Annotated in this window: 14 protein-coding genes; 5 read left to right on the top strand and 9 right to left on the bottom strand. The window is 73.0% G+C overall.

The genetic code is table 11. From position 1 onward, the window contains the following. Positions 1-259 precede the first annotated feature (259 nt). The 5 genes from ACFWP2_RS21140 to ACFWP2_RS21120 all read right to left on the bottom strand — a co-directional run bounded on the left by ACFWP2_RS21140 (position 260) and on the right by ACFWP2_RS21120 (position 5,588). A complete protein-coding gene (locus tag ACFWP2_RS21140) occupies positions 260-1,252 on the bottom strand; it encodes an alpha/beta hydrolase (RefSeq protein WP_380453527.1) in 993 nt (330 codons plus the stop codon). Between the two features lie 80 nt (positions 1,253-1,332). Then, on the bottom strand, positions 1,333-2,127 hold the full coding sequence (locus tag ACFWP2_RS21135; protein WP_380453525.1) for an alpha/beta fold hydrolase: 795 nt from the start codon (positions 2,125-2,127) through the stop codon (positions 1,333-1,335). A 113-nt stretch (positions 2,128-2,240) separates the two neighbouring features. Further along, positions 2,241-3,104: a helix-turn-helix domain-containing protein gene (locus ACFWP2_RS21130; protein ID WP_380453521.1), complete on the bottom strand. Its 864-nt coding sequence runs from the start codon at positions 3,102-3,104 to the stop codon at positions 2,241-2,243. A gap of 175 nt (positions 3,105-3,279) precedes the next feature. After that, a complete protein-coding gene (locus tag ACFWP2_RS21125; RefSeq protein ID WP_380453518.1) occupies positions 3,280-4,110 on the bottom strand; it encodes an alpha/beta fold hydrolase in 831 nt (276 codons plus the stop codon). Positions 4,111-4,337: 227 nt separating this feature from the next. Beyond that, positions 4,338-5,588, bottom strand: a complete 1,251-nt coding sequence (locus ACFWP2_RS21120) for a PucR family transcriptional regulator (RefSeq protein ID WP_380453516.1) — start codon at positions 5,586-5,588, stop codon at positions 4,338-4,340. A gap of 520 nt (positions 5,589-6,108) precedes the next feature. Between ACFWP2_RS21120 and ACFWP2_RS21115 the strand changes: the two genes are divergently transcribed. Beyond that, a complete protein-coding gene (locus tag ACFWP2_RS21115; protein WP_380453513.1) occupies positions 6,109-6,564 on the top strand; it encodes an SsgA family sporulation/cell division regulator in 456 nt (151 codons plus the stop codon). A gap of 274 nt (positions 6,565-6,838) precedes the next feature. Here ACFWP2_RS21115 and ACFWP2_RS21110 read toward each other — a convergent pair whose 3' ends face one another. Next, the gene (locus ACFWP2_RS21110; RefSeq protein WP_380453509.1) at positions 6,839-8,470 is read right to left on the bottom strand and encodes an AMP-binding protein; all 1,632 of its coding nucleotides are present in this window, start codon (positions 8,468-8,470) and stop codon (positions 6,839-6,841) included. 180 nt (positions 8,471-8,650) lie between these two features. On the opposite strand from ACFWP2_RS21110, the gene ACFWP2_RS21105 reads away from it, so the two are divergent. From ACFWP2_RS21105 to ACFWP2_RS21095, 3 genes are read left to right on the top strand one after another with little or no spacing between them, the layout of a single operon-like run. Continuing rightward, on the top strand, positions 8,651-9,115 hold the full coding sequence (locus ACFWP2_RS21105) for an acyl-CoA thioesterase (RefSeq protein ID WP_380453507.1): 465 nt from the start codon (positions 8,651-8,653) through the stop codon (positions 9,113-9,115). Further along, a complete protein-coding gene (locus ACFWP2_RS21100; RefSeq protein ID WP_380453505.1) occupies positions 9,112-10,674 on the top strand; it encodes a class I adenylate-forming enzyme family protein in 1,563 nt (520 codons plus the stop codon). Before ACFWP2_RS21105 ends, ACFWP2_RS21100 begins: the two co-directional genes overlap by 4 nt. A gap of 1 nt (position 10,675) precedes the next feature. Continuing rightward, positions 10,676-11,893 carry an MFS transporter gene (locus ACFWP2_RS21095; protein ID WP_380453502.1) on the top strand — a complete coding sequence of 406 codons (1,218 nt, stop codon included), beginning with the start codon at positions 10,676-10,678 and terminating at the stop codon, positions 11,891-11,893. A gap of 50 nt (positions 11,894-11,943) precedes the next feature. Here ACFWP2_RS21095 and ACFWP2_RS21090 read toward each other — a convergent pair whose 3' ends face one another. Further along, positions 11,944-12,801 (bottom strand): LuxR C-terminal-related transcriptional regulator, encoded by an 858-nt coding sequence (locus tag ACFWP2_RS21090; protein ID WP_380453500.1) that lies wholly within the window; start codon positions 12,799-12,801, stop codon positions 11,944-11,946. Positions 12,802-13,414: 613 nt separating this feature from the next. Here ACFWP2_RS21090 and ACFWP2_RS21085 point away from each other — a divergent pair. Beyond that, positions 13,415-14,173 (top strand): response regulator transcription factor, encoded by a 759-nt coding sequence (locus ACFWP2_RS21085; protein ID WP_380453498.1) that lies wholly within the window; start codon positions 13,415-13,417, stop codon positions 14,171-14,173. Positions 14,174-14,226: 53 nt separating this feature from the next. Here ACFWP2_RS21085 and ACFWP2_RS21080 read toward each other — a convergent pair whose 3' ends face one another. Next, positions 14,227-15,186: a pirin family protein gene (locus tag ACFWP2_RS21080; protein ID WP_380453495.1), complete on the bottom strand. Its 960-nt coding sequence runs from the start codon at positions 15,184-15,186 to the stop codon at positions 14,227-14,229. A 154-nt stretch (positions 15,187-15,340) separates the two neighbouring features. Continuing rightward, the gene (gene rpe, locus ACFWP2_RS21075) at positions 15,341-16,024 is read right to left on the bottom strand and encodes a ribulose-phosphate 3-epimerase (protein ID WP_380453493.1); all 684 of its coding nucleotides are present in this window, start codon (positions 16,022-16,024) and stop codon (positions 15,341-15,343) included. Positions 16,025-16,091: the final 67 nt, after the last annotated feature.

The following is a 16,091-nucleotide window of genomic DNA, read 5'->3' as shown; positions in this document are numbered from 1 at the left end:
TCCGCACCACGCCGGGGCCGGCGCGTTCGTGCGGAACGCCCGGCTGCGGCAACTCGCCTGCGCGGGCCGGGCGTTCGCCCCCGGCTCCGGTGTCCCGGTGCCAGCCACCAGGCTAGGAACGCACCGGCGGGAGCCTGTTCCGACGACGCACTGGCCGCGGTCGGTCCGCGCACCGAAGGGAACCCGAGGGGAACCCGAAGGGACGTCGGGCCACCGCCACACCCGCAGGGACCTCAGCCGTCCGCGGCGCCGCCCGGGCTCACCAGGACCGGCGGTGCAGTGCCATGTGCACGGTGTCGACGGCCTGGAGCAGCGCGGCGCGGGTGGTGCCCGTGGGATGGAGCCCGCCGACGAGCAGGAAGCCGTGCATCACCCCCTGGTAGCGCGTCGACACGACCGGGACGCCGGCCTCGCGGAGCCTGGCCGCGTAGGCCTCGCCCTCGTCCCGCAGCACGTCGGCCTCGGCGGTGACCACGAGGGCCGGCGGCAGGCCGGTGAGCTGTTCCAGGGAGGCGCGCAGCGGTGCGGCGGTGGCCTCCGTGCGGCGGGAGGCCTCGGGCAGGTAGTCGTCCCAGAAGCGGCGCATGTGCTCGCGGTGCAGGAAGTAGCCGGTGGCGAACCCGCGGTAGGAGGGGGTGTCGAAGTCGGCGTCGGTGACGGGGCAGATCAGCACCTGGTGCACCAGCGGCACGTCGCCGTGCTCCCGGGCGAGGAGGGTCAGCGCCGCCACCAGGTTGGCACCCGCCGAGTCGCCGACGGCGGCGATCCGGTCCCCCTCCAGTCCGATCTCGTGGCCGTGCTCGTGGATCCAGCGGGCCACCGCGTGGCACTGCTCGACGGCCACCGGGTAGCGGGCGGCGGGCGCCCGGGCGTAGTCCACGTAGACGACGGCGGCGTCCGTGCCCAGGGCGAACTCCCGCACCAGCCGGGCGTAGCAGTCGGCGTCGCCGAGCGACCAGCCCAGGCCGGGCAGGAACAGCACGACGGGGCTGGGCTCGACGGCGCCGACCGGCCTGGTCACCTGGACGCGCACCCGCCCGGTCGGCCCGCAGGGCAGCGCGAACCACTCCGTCACGGTGCCGTACGGGTCGTCCGGGTCCTCGTCCGAGCTGATGCTCGGCAGGCTGTCGAGGGCGAGGAAGGAGAGGTCCGGCAGCTCCGTCTCCGCCGCTCCGGCCCGGGTGTCCAGGAACTCCTGGAGCGCCCGGTCGAGCACCGGTCTCCGGACCTGAGAGGGCGTGGGGTCGGACAACGCTTGGCTCCTGGCGTGATCGGAAAGGCCTGACCGTGTACGGGGAGCACACCACGGCCTGGCGCGCCTGGCCGAACCGCTCAACCGGTCCGGTGGCGACCGCTTCGTCGTTCCGTGGGTCCGGTCTCCTGGATCGGGAGATTCATAGACCGTACACGACCCGGCATGGTCGCGTCCTGGATGAGTTCCGCGACGGCCGTGGGCCGGGAGACCGCCACGCTGTGGGAGGCCTCGGGCAGTTCGAGGACGGTGGCGCCGGCCCGCTGTGCGGTGAAGCGCTGGATCGACGGCGGCAATGCCTGGTCGGCCCCCGTCACCAGGGCCCAGGAAGGCGTCGTGCGCCAGGCCGCCACCGTCGGTTCGTCGGTCAACACCCGCTCGGCGGCCGGGCGTTGGAGTGCGGCGAGCACCTGCGCCACCTCCGCGTCGAGGTCGGCGGCGACCAGCGGCCGGAAGCACTCCTCCGGCACGGTCAACTCCGTCTCCCGCGCGGCGCCGCCGGTCGCGAACTCAGTGCGCCGCAGCCGGGAGATCAGCGGCGCGGGGGCGAACCGGTCCGACAGCGCCTGGTAGCTCTCCCCCACGTCGGGCAGGTAGGCCGCCACGTACACCAGCGCCACGACGTTCGACGCCGCCGCCCCGGCCTCCGTGATCACCGCACCCCCGTAGGAATGGCCGACCAGGACCACCGGGCCCTCGATGCCCGCCACCACGGACACCAGGTAGGCGGCGTCATGGGCGAGCCCCCGCAACGGATTGGCGACGGCGAGGACGGTCAGGCCCCGTCTGTGGAGTTCGGCGACGACGCCGAACCAGGTGCTGGCGTCGGAGCAGCCGTCGTGGACGAGCACGACGGTGGGCCGGGTGGAGGACATGGCGGCCTTTCGGATGGCGCCGGGCGGCGGGGCATCGGCGGGATCGGCGGGATCAGCGGGATCGACGGCATCGGTGGGATCGACGGAGCATGGAAGCGGTCGTGCGGGAGGGTTCAGGAGGGACGGCGGCCGTCGGTCTGGGCCGCGTAGGCCTGCCACTCGCGGGGCGACACCCCGTAGGCGTCGCGGAACGCCCGGCTGAAGTGGGAGTGGCTGACGAAGCCCCACCGGTGCGCGACCGCGGAGACGCTGGTCTGCCGCCGGGACGGACGCTCCAGCTCCCGGCGGCACGCGTCCAGCCGCCGCTGCCGCACCCACTGGCCCACGGTCATCCCGTCCTGCTGGAACAGCTTGTGCAGGTAGCGCACCGAGATGTGCTGCGCCCGGGCGATCGACTCCGGCGCGAGGTCCGGATCGGCGAGGTTCTCCTCGATGTGGGCCCGGATGCGCGCCAGCAGCTCCGCCGAGCCGCCGCCCGGCTGCTCGGGTTCCTCCCGCTCCAGCAGCTCCGTCACCAGGATCGCCACCAGGTCCGAGACGCTGCGCGCGAGGTGGTCGCCCGGCCGTGCCCCGGGTGCCCCGGCCCGGTCCCGGGCCCGGGCGGCCAGGGTCCGCAGGAACTGCGAGGCGAGCGCGCCGACCCCCTCGTTCCCCCGCGCCACCAGCCCGCCCGTACGCCGCACGTCACCGTGGCGCACCGCCAGGTAGAAGCACGGGAGCCGGAAGCGCACCATCCGGCACCCGGCCTCCCGCAGCAGCCCCGCCGGATGCGGCGACGTGCCGATCAGCAGGTCCCCCGGAGCCAGTACGGTGCTGACCGCGTGACGCCGGACCGAGGCCGGTCCCTGGAGGTGCAGCGTGACGTAGAGGCAGTCCTCGGGATCGGCCCCGGGCGGCGGGGACAGGACGTCGATGCAGGCGCCGACGGCCTGATCGGGCAGGTGGTGCGCGGGCTGGTGGTGCGCGGCTTCGGGCATGGGTGAGGGACCCGACGGGATCACGGGAGGCTCCGACCGGTTTGTGGGGTTCAGTACTTCGCGGGGTTCAGTACTTCGTGAGGTTCAGTACTTCGCGGGGTTCAGTACGAGGTGTTGGGAAGGACCGCCCGCCGTCCGGCGCCCGGTTGAGGTGACACTGGCGGCGGCGGGGCGTTCAGGAGAGGAACTTCTCCACGACGGCGTTGAACGCGGCGGGGTTCTCCAGGAACGGGAAGTGCGAGCTCGCCACGCTCTTCGGGAACACGTGGAGGCGGGCCCCGGGGATCCGCTCGGCGAGGTAGCGCTGGGACGCCGGGTCCACGTGGCTCCCCTCGCAGCCGAGCACCAGGGTCGGCACGTCGATGCAGTCGAGGACGTCGCGCCAGTCCTGGACGCAGTGGTCGAAGAGCAGCGGGACGCCCGCGTACGCCGGAGTGGCGCGGATCTGCCCGGTCACGAAGGCCAGCAGGTCCGGGTCGGTGGAACCGCTGAACATCGAGCGGACGAAGCCCTCGCGGACTTCGGCCCCGTCCGGGCCGGCCAGCGCGGCGCACAGCTCCAGCAGCCCCGCCACGTCAAAGACGGCGCCGGACTCGCGGTGCTCGGCCGGTGCGGTCCAGGGCACCGCCGCCACGGCGGCCGGCTGGTCGACCAGGACGAGCCGGCGGATGCGGCCGGTGCCGTGCTGGTCGACGAAGCTCCACCACACCGAGGCACCCATCGACGAGCCCAGCGCGTCGAAGGTCTCCAGGCCCAGGTGGTCGAGCAGGCCGAGGACGTCGCGGGCCAGGCGCGCGATGCGGTAGCCGTGGCGCGGCTTGCCGGAACGGCCGTGGCCGCGGAAGTCCACCGTCACGACGCGCCGGCCCGGTGCCAGCCCCTCGAACTGGTGGCGGAACGTCTCCTGCGTCTGCGCCCAGCCGTGGAGCATCACCAGCGGGACCCCGTCGCCGCCGCTGTCGCGGTAGTCCAGGCGCACACCGTCGTTCGTGATGAGTTGGTGCATGGTGCTCGTTCTTGTCCGTTCGTATCGGCTCGTCGGGCCCGGGAAGTCCGGAACCCGCAGGTCGCCGGGGGATGAGCGGCAGCTCGTAGTGAGGATTCTCGCGGTGGGCTGAACCCGTTGACCACCGACCGACGTAGGGATTGCCCGACGAAGCTTCATCGCTCTGTAGCAACACCGCGCTGCGGCGACGTCACCTGCGGGAACGCCATCTGCGCCGACGCCGCGCCCTAGCGGTAGGCCGTCTCCGCCGGAACCTGCAGCAGGTCCCGCAGTCGCAGCCCCAGGTGCAGCTGGAGGCGGTGCGCGCCGTCGTCCAGGTCCAGACCCGTGATCTCCTGGATCTGGCGCAGGCGGTAGTACAGCGAGGTGCGGTGCAGCTCCAGGACCTCCGCGGTCTTGGGCACCGAACCGGCGTTGTCCAGGTAGCAGCGCAGGGTCTCCTCCAGCCGGGCGTTGCCGCCGCCCTCGAGCAGGCGCCGCAGCGGCTTGGGCAGGAGCGAGTCGTCGAGCGCGCTCTCGGGCAGCTGGAGGAACACCGCGTACTCCCCGAGCCGCTCCCAGTCGCCGACGCCCTCCAATCGGGGCAGCCGGCGGGCCGCGCGCACCGCCACCCGGGCCTGGTCGTAGGAGATCCACGCGTCGGCCAGCGCCGTACGGCGCCCGCCCACGCCCACCGCCACGGCCGGCTCCGGGCCCAGGAAGGTCGTCAGGGAGCGGACCACGGCGCGGCACTGCTGCTCCAGGTCCTCCTCCGCCGGTTCCCGCTCGAAGACCTGCACCAGGACCGCCCGGTCCTGGTCGACCATCGCCAGGCCGCGGGCCGTACGGGTCCGCCGGTACGGCTCCAGCGCGGCGCGCAGCGCCACCTCGGTCTGGCCGGAGGGCCCGTACTGCCCGGAGACCGTCACGCTGGTCACCACCACGTGCGGGCCGGCCGGCAGCAGACCGTCGTCCACCACGCGCTGGTGCGCGGCGCAGCGCGTGGTGGAGTCCGAGCCGACCAGCCGGCTCACCAGCCCGCGGATGTGCTCCTCGTTCTCGTCCGAGGCCAGCCGCTCGGCGTACATCTCGCCCGCCACGGCGCGCGCCACCCGGTCGATGGCCTCGGTCTCGGCCGTGGTGAGGGGTTCTCCCACCGCCACGACCATGAGGATGCCCAGCACGTGGCCGCGCTCCCGGATCGGGACGCAGTAACGGGGCTGGAGCCCCAGGTCGTCGCGGCCGGGCAGGACGCCGGGGCGGGTCCACCGGGCGACCCCCTGCGACAGCACGTAGCGGATGGCCTCGTCGTCCGCGATGCCCTGGAGCAGCGTGCGCACGCGCACCCGGTCCTCGTCGCCGAAGTGCCGGCTGGTGCAGATCAACCGCACCAAGGGGTCGTCGAGAACGACCGAGCGCCCCAGCTCCTCGGCCAGGCCGTCCACCAACGTCTGCAGCGCCTCGCCTCCCGAACGCGAGCGCTGGATCCACCTCTGCATGATCAAAAGCCTCCCGGCGCCATTCATACAAGGAGCGAAACGGGATGGACAAACGTTCAACAAACCGAGGATCCGGCGTCTCCACCAGGCCCGGACGGCCGCCGCCGCGGGCGGCACCGACAGCCGAAAGCGGCTCCCCGCACGAACCCGGGGAACGACGCGGTAACCCGAACTCCCCTTCCCCACACCGTGGTTGAGGCAACGAAGGTCGGCCCTACAGCCAACGGACCGACCGCCGACCACACCACTCCCCGACCCCAGGGCCACACCCACCTGACACCAAGGAGCACCCACCCCGCCATGGCCACCGGGCGAACGGTGCGCGGATCGTCACCTCGCGGTGCACGGCCGGAACATCCACCTCGCCGCCGCCTCCTAGGCTGGGAGCCATTCCGCCTCCCCCTGCCCCCGGCAGCTCCCAGGGCCCGAGGCGAGAGCGCCGCACCGCCACCGGCCACCAGTGCCCCGGCCGTCCGGCGCCCGCACTCCTCCCCCCACGCCACCGCCAGGAGAAACCCTCGTGCCCGCCCACCATCCCCTCTCCGATCCCCAGCCCCACCCGGAAGCCGCCGGCACCGACCTGACCCTCGACGCCCGGCTCGTCCTCGGCGAACACGAGTCCGTCGACGTCCCGGTACGCCTCGGCTACCGCGGCGACGACCCGCTCGCCGTCGCACTCGAATTCCTCGGCCCCGCCGCCGAAGCCGGTACCTGGCGCTTCGGCCGCGACCTCCTCTGGGAGGGCCTCCACCAGCCCACCGGCCTCGGCGACGTCCGCATCTGGCCCCCCTGCACCTGCCACGGCCGCGCCGCCCTGCGCATCATGCTCAGGAACCGCGACCAGATCGCCCTCGTCGACCTCCCCACCCGCCAGGTCCGCCGCTGGCTCCGCCGCGAGACCTTCACCCTCGTCCCCCAGGGCACCGAAGGCACCCTCCTCGACTGGCCCACCGACCTCGACGGCCTCACCCGCTGACCCCGGCCGCCCCGCCGCCCCACCGGCGAACGGCGGCCCGGGCGCCACCGGTCAGCGCTCGCGCCCGCGGGCCTTCAGCGGGACAGCGGGCGGCTCCGGGGTGAGGAGGCGGCCGCCGGCGTCAGCAGATGGCAGGCAAGGCGCCCGGGGGTCGACAACCGCCGCCACCATCGACCTCGCCCGCGGCACGGGCGGCTTCCTCAAGGAGTGCGAGCACCCCGGGAGCCGGTGGCCGAGGCGCTCTCACGGAAGCCTGCCCCCCGGGCAGCCGACCTCACCGGCTACGGCTTCCGGAGCTCTCCCGCAGGGCGCTGCGCAGGAGCTTTCCGGTGTTGCCGCGCGGCAGGTCGGCGGTGAACTCGATGGCGCGCGGGTACTTGTACGGCGCGATGTCGCTCTTGACGAAGGACTGCAGGGCGGCGGCGAGTTCCTCTCCCGGCCGGTAGTCGGCCGCGAGCACCACGTACGCCTTGACGATCTCGCCGCGTCCCGGGTCCGGCGCGCCCACCACCGCGCACTCCGCGACCGCCGGGTGCCGCAGCAGCGAGTTCTCCACCTCGGGCGCGGCGATGTTGTAGCCCGAGCTGACGATCATGTCGTCGGAGCGCGCCTGGTACCAGAAGTAGCCGTCGGCGTCCTTGATGAAGACGTCACCGGTGAACGTCCAGCCGTCCCGCACCTGAGCCCGCTGGCGAGGGTCCGCCAGGTATCGGCAGCCGGTCGGGCCCTTCAGCTGCAGCAGGCCCGGCACTCCGTCCGGCACCTCGGCCCCGCTCTCGTCCACGACCCGCGCGCGGAAGCCCGGGACCACCCGGCCGGTGGCGCCCGGCCGGATGTCCTCGCCGGCGGCCGAGATGAACACGTGCAGCATCTCGGTGGAGCCGATGCCGTCGACCAGCCGCAGTCCGGTGGCCCGTTCGAAGGCCTGCCAGGTCGCCAGCGAGAGCGCCTCGCCGGCCGAGACGCACAGCCGCAGGCTGGCCAGATCGTAGTCGTCCAGCGCGTCCAGGACCCGGCGGTAGGCCGTGGGCGAGGTGAACAGCACGCTCACCCGGTGCCGGGCCACCGCCCGGAACAGCTTGTCCGGCGCGGTCTCCTCCAGCAGCAGGCTGGCCGCGCCCGCGCGCAGCGGGAAGATCAGCAGACCGCCGAGCCCGTACGTGAAGCCGAGCGGTGGGCTGCCGGCGAACAGGTCGGTCGGCTCGGGCCGGAGCACCCGGGCGGAGAAGGTGTCCGCGATGGCCAGCACGTCCCGGTGGAAGTGCACGGTGGCCTTCGGCACACCGCTGGTACCCGAGGTGAAGGCGATCAGCGCCACGTCGTCGGCAGCCGTCCGCACGGCCGGGAACACGCCCGTGCGGGCCTTGGCCCGCCGCCCGAGCTCGCCGCCGTCGTGCACGTCGTACCGGATCACGGTCAGGTCGTCCCCGGAGGCGAGCTCCAGCTCCTCGGTGAACCGCTCGTCGCACAGCGCGAACCGCACCTCGGCCTTGGCGATCACCTCGCGCAGCTCGACGGCGCGCAGCAGGGCCATGGTGGTGACGGCGACGCCGCCCGCCTTCATGACGGCCAGCCAGCAGATCGCCAGCCACGGCGAGTTGGGTCCGCGCAGCAGCACCCGGTTGCCCGGCCGCAGGCCGTAGCCGTGCACCAGCTCCTCGGCCGTCCGGTTGACCAGCTCGGCGACCTGTCCGTAGGACCACACCGTGCCCGCCTGGTCCAGCAGGCAGGGCCGGTCCCCGCCGAACCGGCCGATCGTCCCGTCGAGCAGCTCCGCCGCGCAGTTGAGCCGCCGCGGGTAGCGCAGCTCGGGCAGGTCGACGAGGATCTCGGGCCATTCCTCGACCGGCGGCAGGTGGTCGCGGGCGAAGGTGTCGACGTGCGCGGATGGGATCGATGCGTCCATGGCTCCTCCGGGACTCGAGGGTCCACACTCGGGTCCGGAGACGGTTCGGACGTTCGAATCGACCGCTTCCTGCCAGCGGCACGGGTAGGACGTGGCAACTTCCTGCCAGCCGCGAGCCGGACCGCCGGGAGCCGGGTGAGAGTGGCGGCGAAGATCGGGCTCGGAGAGGGAGACGCGGTCATGCAGCCGGCCAGTCGAGAACCGGAAGGCCGGCGGTTCCGGCTGGAACGCCGGATCTACTTCCACCATTGCGACCCCGCCGGCATCGTCTTCTACCCGCAGTACCTGGTGCTGCTGAACGAGGTGCAGGAGGCCTGGTTCCGCAGCTGCCTCGGCGTCGACTACACCGCCCTGTTCACCAAGCGTCTGCTCGGCGTGCCGACCGTCCGGCTGGAGTGCGACTTCCTCGCGCCCAGCCGCCTCGGCGACAGCCTGACGCTGGAGCTCGCGGTGGAGCGGGTCGGCACCAAGTCGCTCACCATCGGCTACGAGTACCGCAGCGCCGACGCCGGCGAGGTGCGTGCGCGGTTCAAGACGGTCCTGGTGTTCGCCTCCCTGGAGACGCACCGGGCCGTTCCCATTCCTGACGACATCCAGGCCGGCCTGCGGCACTGGCTCGCGACGAGGGGCGACAGCGAAGAATGAGCACTGGTCTGCTTGACGACCCCCGACTCGGGGCCGGGAACCTCTTCCGCCTGGCCGCGGCCGCGACCAGAGGTGCCGCGCAGAGCCGGATCGAACTGGACGTGCCGTACCTGACGCCCGGCGGCGAGCAGCTGCACGGGTTCACCCTGGACGCGCTGGACGAGCTGACCGACCGGGTGGCGGCCGGCTTCCACCACGACGGCATCCGGGCCAAGGATCCGGTGGCCGTCTTCCTCGACGAGAGCGCGCGGTACCTGATCCACTACATCGCGCTGACCAAACTCGGGGCGATCCCGGTCTTCCTGAACAGCTCACTGGATCCGGAGACCGCCCGCGCCTTCATCGAGCGGGTCGGCGCCGTGGCCGTGGTCTCGGACCCCCGGCGGCTGGCCAAGGACGCGCTGGACCTGCCGTACTACGAGGCGGACCCGTACTCGCCCGACCAGGTCACGTACTTCCAGCACACCGAGAACGACCCGGTGCTGATCGCCCACACCTCCGGCACCACCGGCGTGCCGAAGGCCGTGCAGTTCAACCACTTCGGCTTCTTCTTCGGCATCAGGCAGCAGGCCGGCGCGGACCTCGGCGAGCGCATCCTGTCCGTGCTGCCGCAGAGCCACGCCTCGGCGATCTCGGTGCTGATGTCCGGCGTGCTGCGCGGCCTGGACGTCATGCTCGCCACCGAGCGCTCCCCGAAGCGGCTGGTCGAGCGGTTCGCCGCCTTCCGCCCGCAGTTGGTGGTCGGATTCCCCAAGGTCTTCGTCGACCTCTGCCGACTGGACCCGGACCCGGCGGACTTCGCTTCCATCTCGTACTGGATGTGCACCGGCGACGCCAACCACGAGCAGCACATCCGCAAGCTGGTCGCGCTCGGCAACCACACCGACCGCTCGGGGCAGCAGCGGCCCGGGTCCCTGTTCATCGACAACTTCGGCTCGTCCGAGTTCGGTTTCGCCATGTTCCGCCAGGTGCACACGCCGACCAGCGACCGCTACGGCCGCTGCATAGGCCGCCCGTTCCCCTGGATAGACGCCCAGGTCTTCGACGACCAGGACGAACCGCTGGGCCCGTTCGCGGTCGGCCGGCTCGGCCTCAAGTCGCCGACGGTGACGGCCGGTTACTGGAACAACTCGCTGCTCAGCGAGAAGAACCGGGTGCGCGGCTACTGGCTCACCGGCGACTTCGCCTTCCGCGACGAGGACGGCCGCTTCTACCACGTCGACCGCACCACGGACGCCATCACCACCAGCCGCGGCACGGTCTACAGCACCCAGACCGAGGAGCTGATCCTACGCAACTTCCCCGGGCTGCAGGACTGTTCGCTGGTGAAGTCGGATGACACCGGGGAGCTGGTGCTGGCCGTCGAACCCGCCGACCCGGCCGCCGACCTGGACGAGCTGCTGACACGGATCAACGAGGTCCTGAGCGCCGCCGCCCTGCTGCCCGCCGACCGGATCCTCACCAAGGGGAGCGACGAGTTCACCGGCGTGACCGGCAAGGCCCTCAAGCGGGCGATGCGCCGGACCTACGCTGCCGACGGAGCCCACGGACGACCCTGACATGGCAGTCGAGGAGACCCTCCCGTCGGGGCCGGGACCCGCCGCGGGCGTCCCGGACCCCGGCCGACGGACCCGAGCCGCCTGGGTCGTGACCTGGCTGATGTGCACCCTGATCATGGGCGCCACCGTTCCCACCCCGGTCTATCCGCTCTACGCGCACAAGCTCGGGCTCACCCCGCTGCTGGTGACGGCGGTGTTCGCCACCTACGCGCTCGGCACGCTCTGCACGCTGCTGCTGTTCGGCGGCCTGTCGGACCGGATCGGCCGCCGCCCGATCCTGCTGGCAGCCCTCTGCCTGGGCCTGCTCAGCTGCGCCCTGTTCGCCGCCTCGCCCACCCTGCCCGGCATCCTGGGCGGACGGCTGCTGTGCGGCTTCGCCGTGGGCCTGTCCTCCGGCACGGCGACGGCGTACCTCGGCGAGCTGCTGGCCGACCGGCGCAAGGCGGCCCTGGTGGCCTCGGCGACCAACATGGCGGGCCTCGGCATCGGACCGATGCTCTCCGGCGTCCTCGTCCAGTACGCCTCCGGCCCGATGCTCCTTCCGTACCTGGTGCTGGCCGCCCTGCTGCTGCCCGGCTTCGCCGTGCTCGCGCTGCCGGAGACCGTCGTCCGCGCCGCCGGACCGGTCTCCCTCCGCCCGCAGCGCCTGCGCATCCCGGCCGAACACCGGTCGGCGTTCGCCTACTCGGCGCTCGCCGCGCTCGGCCCGTTCGCGGCCCTCGGCCTGCTCGCCGCCCTGGCCGGCACCTTCGTCCGGGACGGCCTGCACATCACCGACCACCTGATGGTCGGCGTCGCCCCCTGCACGGCCTTCACCGCGGCCGCGCTGGCCCAGGTCTGGGGCAGCAGGGTCACACCCCGGACAGGCGTCATCAGCGGCATGGCCGTCCTCCCGGCCGGGCTGGCGCTGATCGTCGCGGCGATCCCGGCCGTCTCGCTGTCGCTCCTCCTCGTCGGGGCGGTGGTCTTCGGCGCGGCCGCCGGACTCGCCTTCCGCTCCGGCCTGGCCTTCCTCTCCGCCAACGCCCGTCCCGACCAGGCCGGCCGACTGGTCTCCGGCTACTTCACCTCCGCCTACCTCGGGCTGTCCTTGCCGGTGGTCGGCACCGGCCTCCTGCTCGGCGCCACCACCCTGCTCGACACCGCCGCCGTCTTCACCGCCGCGGTGGCGGCCGTCTCCCTGCTCTGCATCGTCCCGGTCGCCCGTGCCCGCGGCTGACGGAGCACCGGACCGACCCCCGGGCGGGCAGGTCCCGTCCGGACCGCGCGTCAGTGGATCTCGCGGTCCTGCAGCTGGTGCAGGAGGTAGCCGGCGTGCAGCCGGTTCTTCGCGCCGAGCCGCCGCATGATCTCGGAGATGTGGCGCTGGCAGGTGCGCATGGAGATCCCGAGGCGGCGGGCGATCGCGCGGTCGTCGGTGCCGTCCACCAGCAGGCTGATGATCATCGCCTTGGTGTCGTCCGACGCTATCTCCACCATGCTGCGGTCATAGCCGGGGGACAGCGGCAGCGCGCTCGACCAGGCGAACTCGAAGGCCGCGTGCATGAAGTCGACCACGCTCGGATCGCGCACCACCGCCGCGCTCAGCGGATCGTCGCGCAGCTCGATCAACGCGACCGTCCGATCGAAGATCATCAGGCGCACGAAGTCGTTGCTGGTGGTCCGCGCCTCCGCCCCCTGGCCGGTCACGTACTCGACGAAGGTCAGCGTCGGCTGACTGTGCCTGGCGGGGTGCTGGTAGAGCGTGCGCAGCTTGACACCGCGCGCCAGGAGTTCATCGGCTCGCTCCAGCGACTCCGCCAGGGCCCCCTGGTCCCGGGCTCCGCCGGGCTGGGAGGCGACCACCTCGTGCCTGCTCGCCGCCGCGAGCTCGGCTATCACGCCACGCGCCGCGCCGACACCCAGCACGGGCTCGATCGGCGACGACCGGGCACTCCGGAGCACCTTCTCCTGATAGGCGTCCACCAGGCCGGTGTAGGTGGACCAGAGCCGGTCGGCCTCCCGCTGCTGCCGTGCCAGATCCTGCAGCACCGGTGCCAGCATCCGGATGCGGGCGGCTTCCGGGGGCACCGCCACCAGCCGGCCGGCGGCGGCGGCACCGGCCCGCAGCAGCTTCAGGCCGATCAATTCCACTACCGCCCGGTCGACCTGACCGATGGTCAGGTTCAGATCGAGCCCCGCCTCGGCGGGGGTCGGCGGAGAGGGCTGCCGGAGCGTGAAGTCGTAGAGGATTTCGGCGGATTCGCTGAGTGGCGCACGAGCCGCGCCCGGAATTACCCGATTTAACACGTGATACCCCCTGGCGAATGTGTGCAGGCCGAAAGAAGATAGCTCAGGGCGATGGGAAGTGGCGCCTGCGACTGGGCATGCTGGAGTGGCTGCGGTTGATCACGAACCGACAACCAGAAGGACTCGAGGGGGGACCGCCATGAGTACCGTCCGCCGGATGTTCGCAGCTGCCCTGGTCGACATTCCGACCACGACCGCGGGCCCGCCCACAGACCTCGGCCGGGGCTGACAGCGCCGACCGGACCGGCCCCGCACGCCTCGCTGCGGCGGCCCTGGCCTTCGGACCGCCCGGAAAGTCGCGCCCGCCCGCACGTCGCGCCCGCCACGGCCCGCGCGTCCGACCGGGCCCGCGCGCCCGACCGTTGGCCCCCACCTCCCACCACCACCGCCGACCGCCGGGCCGCCGCGCGCGCCCGGACGAGCTCGGCCATACGGACCTGCGGAGAGGCAATTGTCCAGCATCGGAAAGTCGTTCGAGAACCTCGGCTCTCCCACCCTGCCGGCACTGCGCGACCTGGCACTGCAGGTGGCGGAGATGGCCGGCCGGCTCTCCGGGGGCGTGCCCGGCCCCCGCCCCGACGCGGCCGCCGAGGACGCCCGCTCGGTCGCCGCGCGCCTGATCCAGCAGTGCAGCCACCGCGTGGTCAGGGTCCAGACCAGCTACGCCGACGGGCCGCGCGAGTTCAACGACCCGCTCCTGGACCGGCTGCACACCCAACTCCTGGCCCGGGGAGGCGAGGTGAGGATGCTGATCACCAGCACGCTGCTCCGGGACGAGGAGACCCTGGCCAGACTGACCGAGCTCTCCACCGCCGGAGCGCGGATCCGGGTCTCCCCCTGCGGGCTGCCCACCGCCGTGGTCACCGACGGCCTGGTCGGCCTGCTGGCCTCGGACCGCAACGCGCCACTCACCGTGATCTCCGGCCCGGAGGCCGTCCAGGTCATCTCCCTCCTCCATGACGCCGTCTGGGCCCAGTCCACCGACCTCGCGCCCGCCCACCGGAGCTGGACGGCCGACGAATGCTCGGTGCGCGTCCTGCAGGCGATCAGCCAGGGCTACACCGACGAGCGGGCCGCCCGGGAGCTGGGCCTGTCCGTGCGCACCTACCGTCGGCACGTGGCCGCCCTGCTCGCCCAGCTCGACGCGGGCTCCCGGTTCCAGGCCGGCGTGCGGGCGGCCCAACTCGGCCTGATCGACGCGGCGGCCTGAACGGCACGGCGGCCTGAACGGCGCCGCGCGCCCCTCACCCCGCCCTCCGCGGGTCAGCGCTCGCGCCCTCGCGCCTTCAGCGGGACGGTGGGGAGTTCCGGGGCGGGGAGGCGGTCGCCGGCGTAGCCGTGGACCTCGCCGAAGCGGGTGCCGGACGTCCAGTCGTTCCGCGCCTGCACGATCTCCTCGGTGGACCGCCCGATGAAGTTCCACCACATGACGATCTTCTCGTCGAAGGGCTCGCCGCCGAGGAGGAGGACGGCGGCGTCGCCGTGGGCGCGGAGGGGGAGGTCGGGGCGGCCGCAGCCGAGGTAGAGCATGGAGCCGGGCTCGACCGGGACGCCGTCGACGTCGACGCGGCCGGACATGGCGAGGACGGCGTACTCGAAGTCGGGGACGAGCGGGAGGCGGAGGTCCGCGCCGTCGGTGAGGGCGAGGTCGGCGCCGACCAGCGGGGTGTGGGTGGTGCCGGGCGAGGTGGCGGTGTCGAGGGTGCCGAGGATGACGGTGGCGCGCAGGCCCGGGGCGGTGACCACGGGCAGGTCGGGGTGGTGCTCGAAGGCGGGGGCGACGTGCCGGCCGGCCTCCGGGAGGGCGACCCAGAGCTGGGCGCCGTGGAGGTGGCGGGCGTGCGGGCGCGGGGACTCCTCGGAGTGGGAGATCGCCCGGCCGGAGGTCATCAGTCCCAGCTCGTACGGCCGGACGGTCCGGAGGCTGCCGAGGCTGTCGCGGTGGAGCACCTCGCCCTGGTGGAGCCAGCTGACCGTCTGGAGGCCCATGTGCGGGTGCGGCGGGACCTGCATGCCGGGCTCGTCGGCGATGTCGTCGGGCCCGTAGTGGTCCACGAAGCACCAGGCGCCCACCATCCGGCGGCCCAGGTTGGGCAGCAGGCGCCGGACCACCGTGCTGCCGCCGAGCGGGAACTGACGGGCCGTCAGCAGATCCTTCACCGGGCCGGTGCTGGCCTCGCGGCCGCAGCTGGCCGGGGCGGGCTTGAGGTCGAGGTTGCTCATCGCGGTTCCACCACCGTACGGAGAGGGGCCGGGCACGGTCCTCGGGGACATCGTCACCGATCATCCGCCACGGTGTGGTGTTCCTCCACCCGCGCCCGGCCATCCGGCGGTGCCGTCGCCGCCGGACAGCCGACCCGGCCGGCCCCGGCCGGCCTCAGTGCCCGCAGGCCCACCAGGCGTCCGCCGCCGCCTTGTCGGCGAGGTCCCGCAGCTTGCGGACCGCCTCGGCCGGGTCCTCGGCCCCGTAGACCGCCGAGCCGGCCACGAACACGTCCGCGCCCGCCTCCGCGCAGCGCTCGATCGTGCTCGCCGCGACGCCGCCGTCGACCTGGAGCCAGAGCTCCAGGTCGTGCTTGGCGATCAGCTCCCGGGTGCGTCGGATCTTCGGCAGCATGATGTCCAGGAAGGCCTGGCCGCCGAAGCCGGGCTCGACGGTCATGATCAGCACCATGTCGAGCTCGGGCAGCAGGTCCTCGTACGGCTCGATCGGGGTGCCCGGCTTGAGCGCCATCGACGCGCGGGCGCCCTTGGCCCGGATCTCGCGGGCGAGCCGGACGGGCGCGGCGGCGGCCTCGACGTGGAAGGTGACCGAGCCGGCGCCGGCCTCGACGTACTGCGGGGCCCAGCGGTCCGGGTCCTCGATCATCAGGTGGAGGTCGAGCGGGGTGTCGGTGGCGCGGGCGAGCGACTCGACCACCGGGACGCCGAGCGTCAGGTTGGGCACGAAGTGGTTGTCCATGACGTCCACGTGCAGCCAGTCGGAACCCCGGACGGCCTCGGCCTCGTCGGCGAGCCTGGCGAAGTCCGCGGACAGGATGCTGGGGTTGATCTGGGCCATGACCGACTACCTTCGTACGAGGACCTGCGAGGGCTGGGCGCCCCCGGAGCGGGCACCTCATCCCATC

The sequence above is a fragment of the Kitasatospora sp. NPDC058444 genome (genome assembly GCF_042721415.1).
Classification (GTDB): domain Bacteria; phylum Actinomycetota; class Actinomycetes; order Streptomycetales; family Streptomycetaceae; genus Kitasatospora.
Note: the sequence above shows the minus strand (reverse complement) of the source record. Positions and strands in the feature narration are given on the sequence as shown.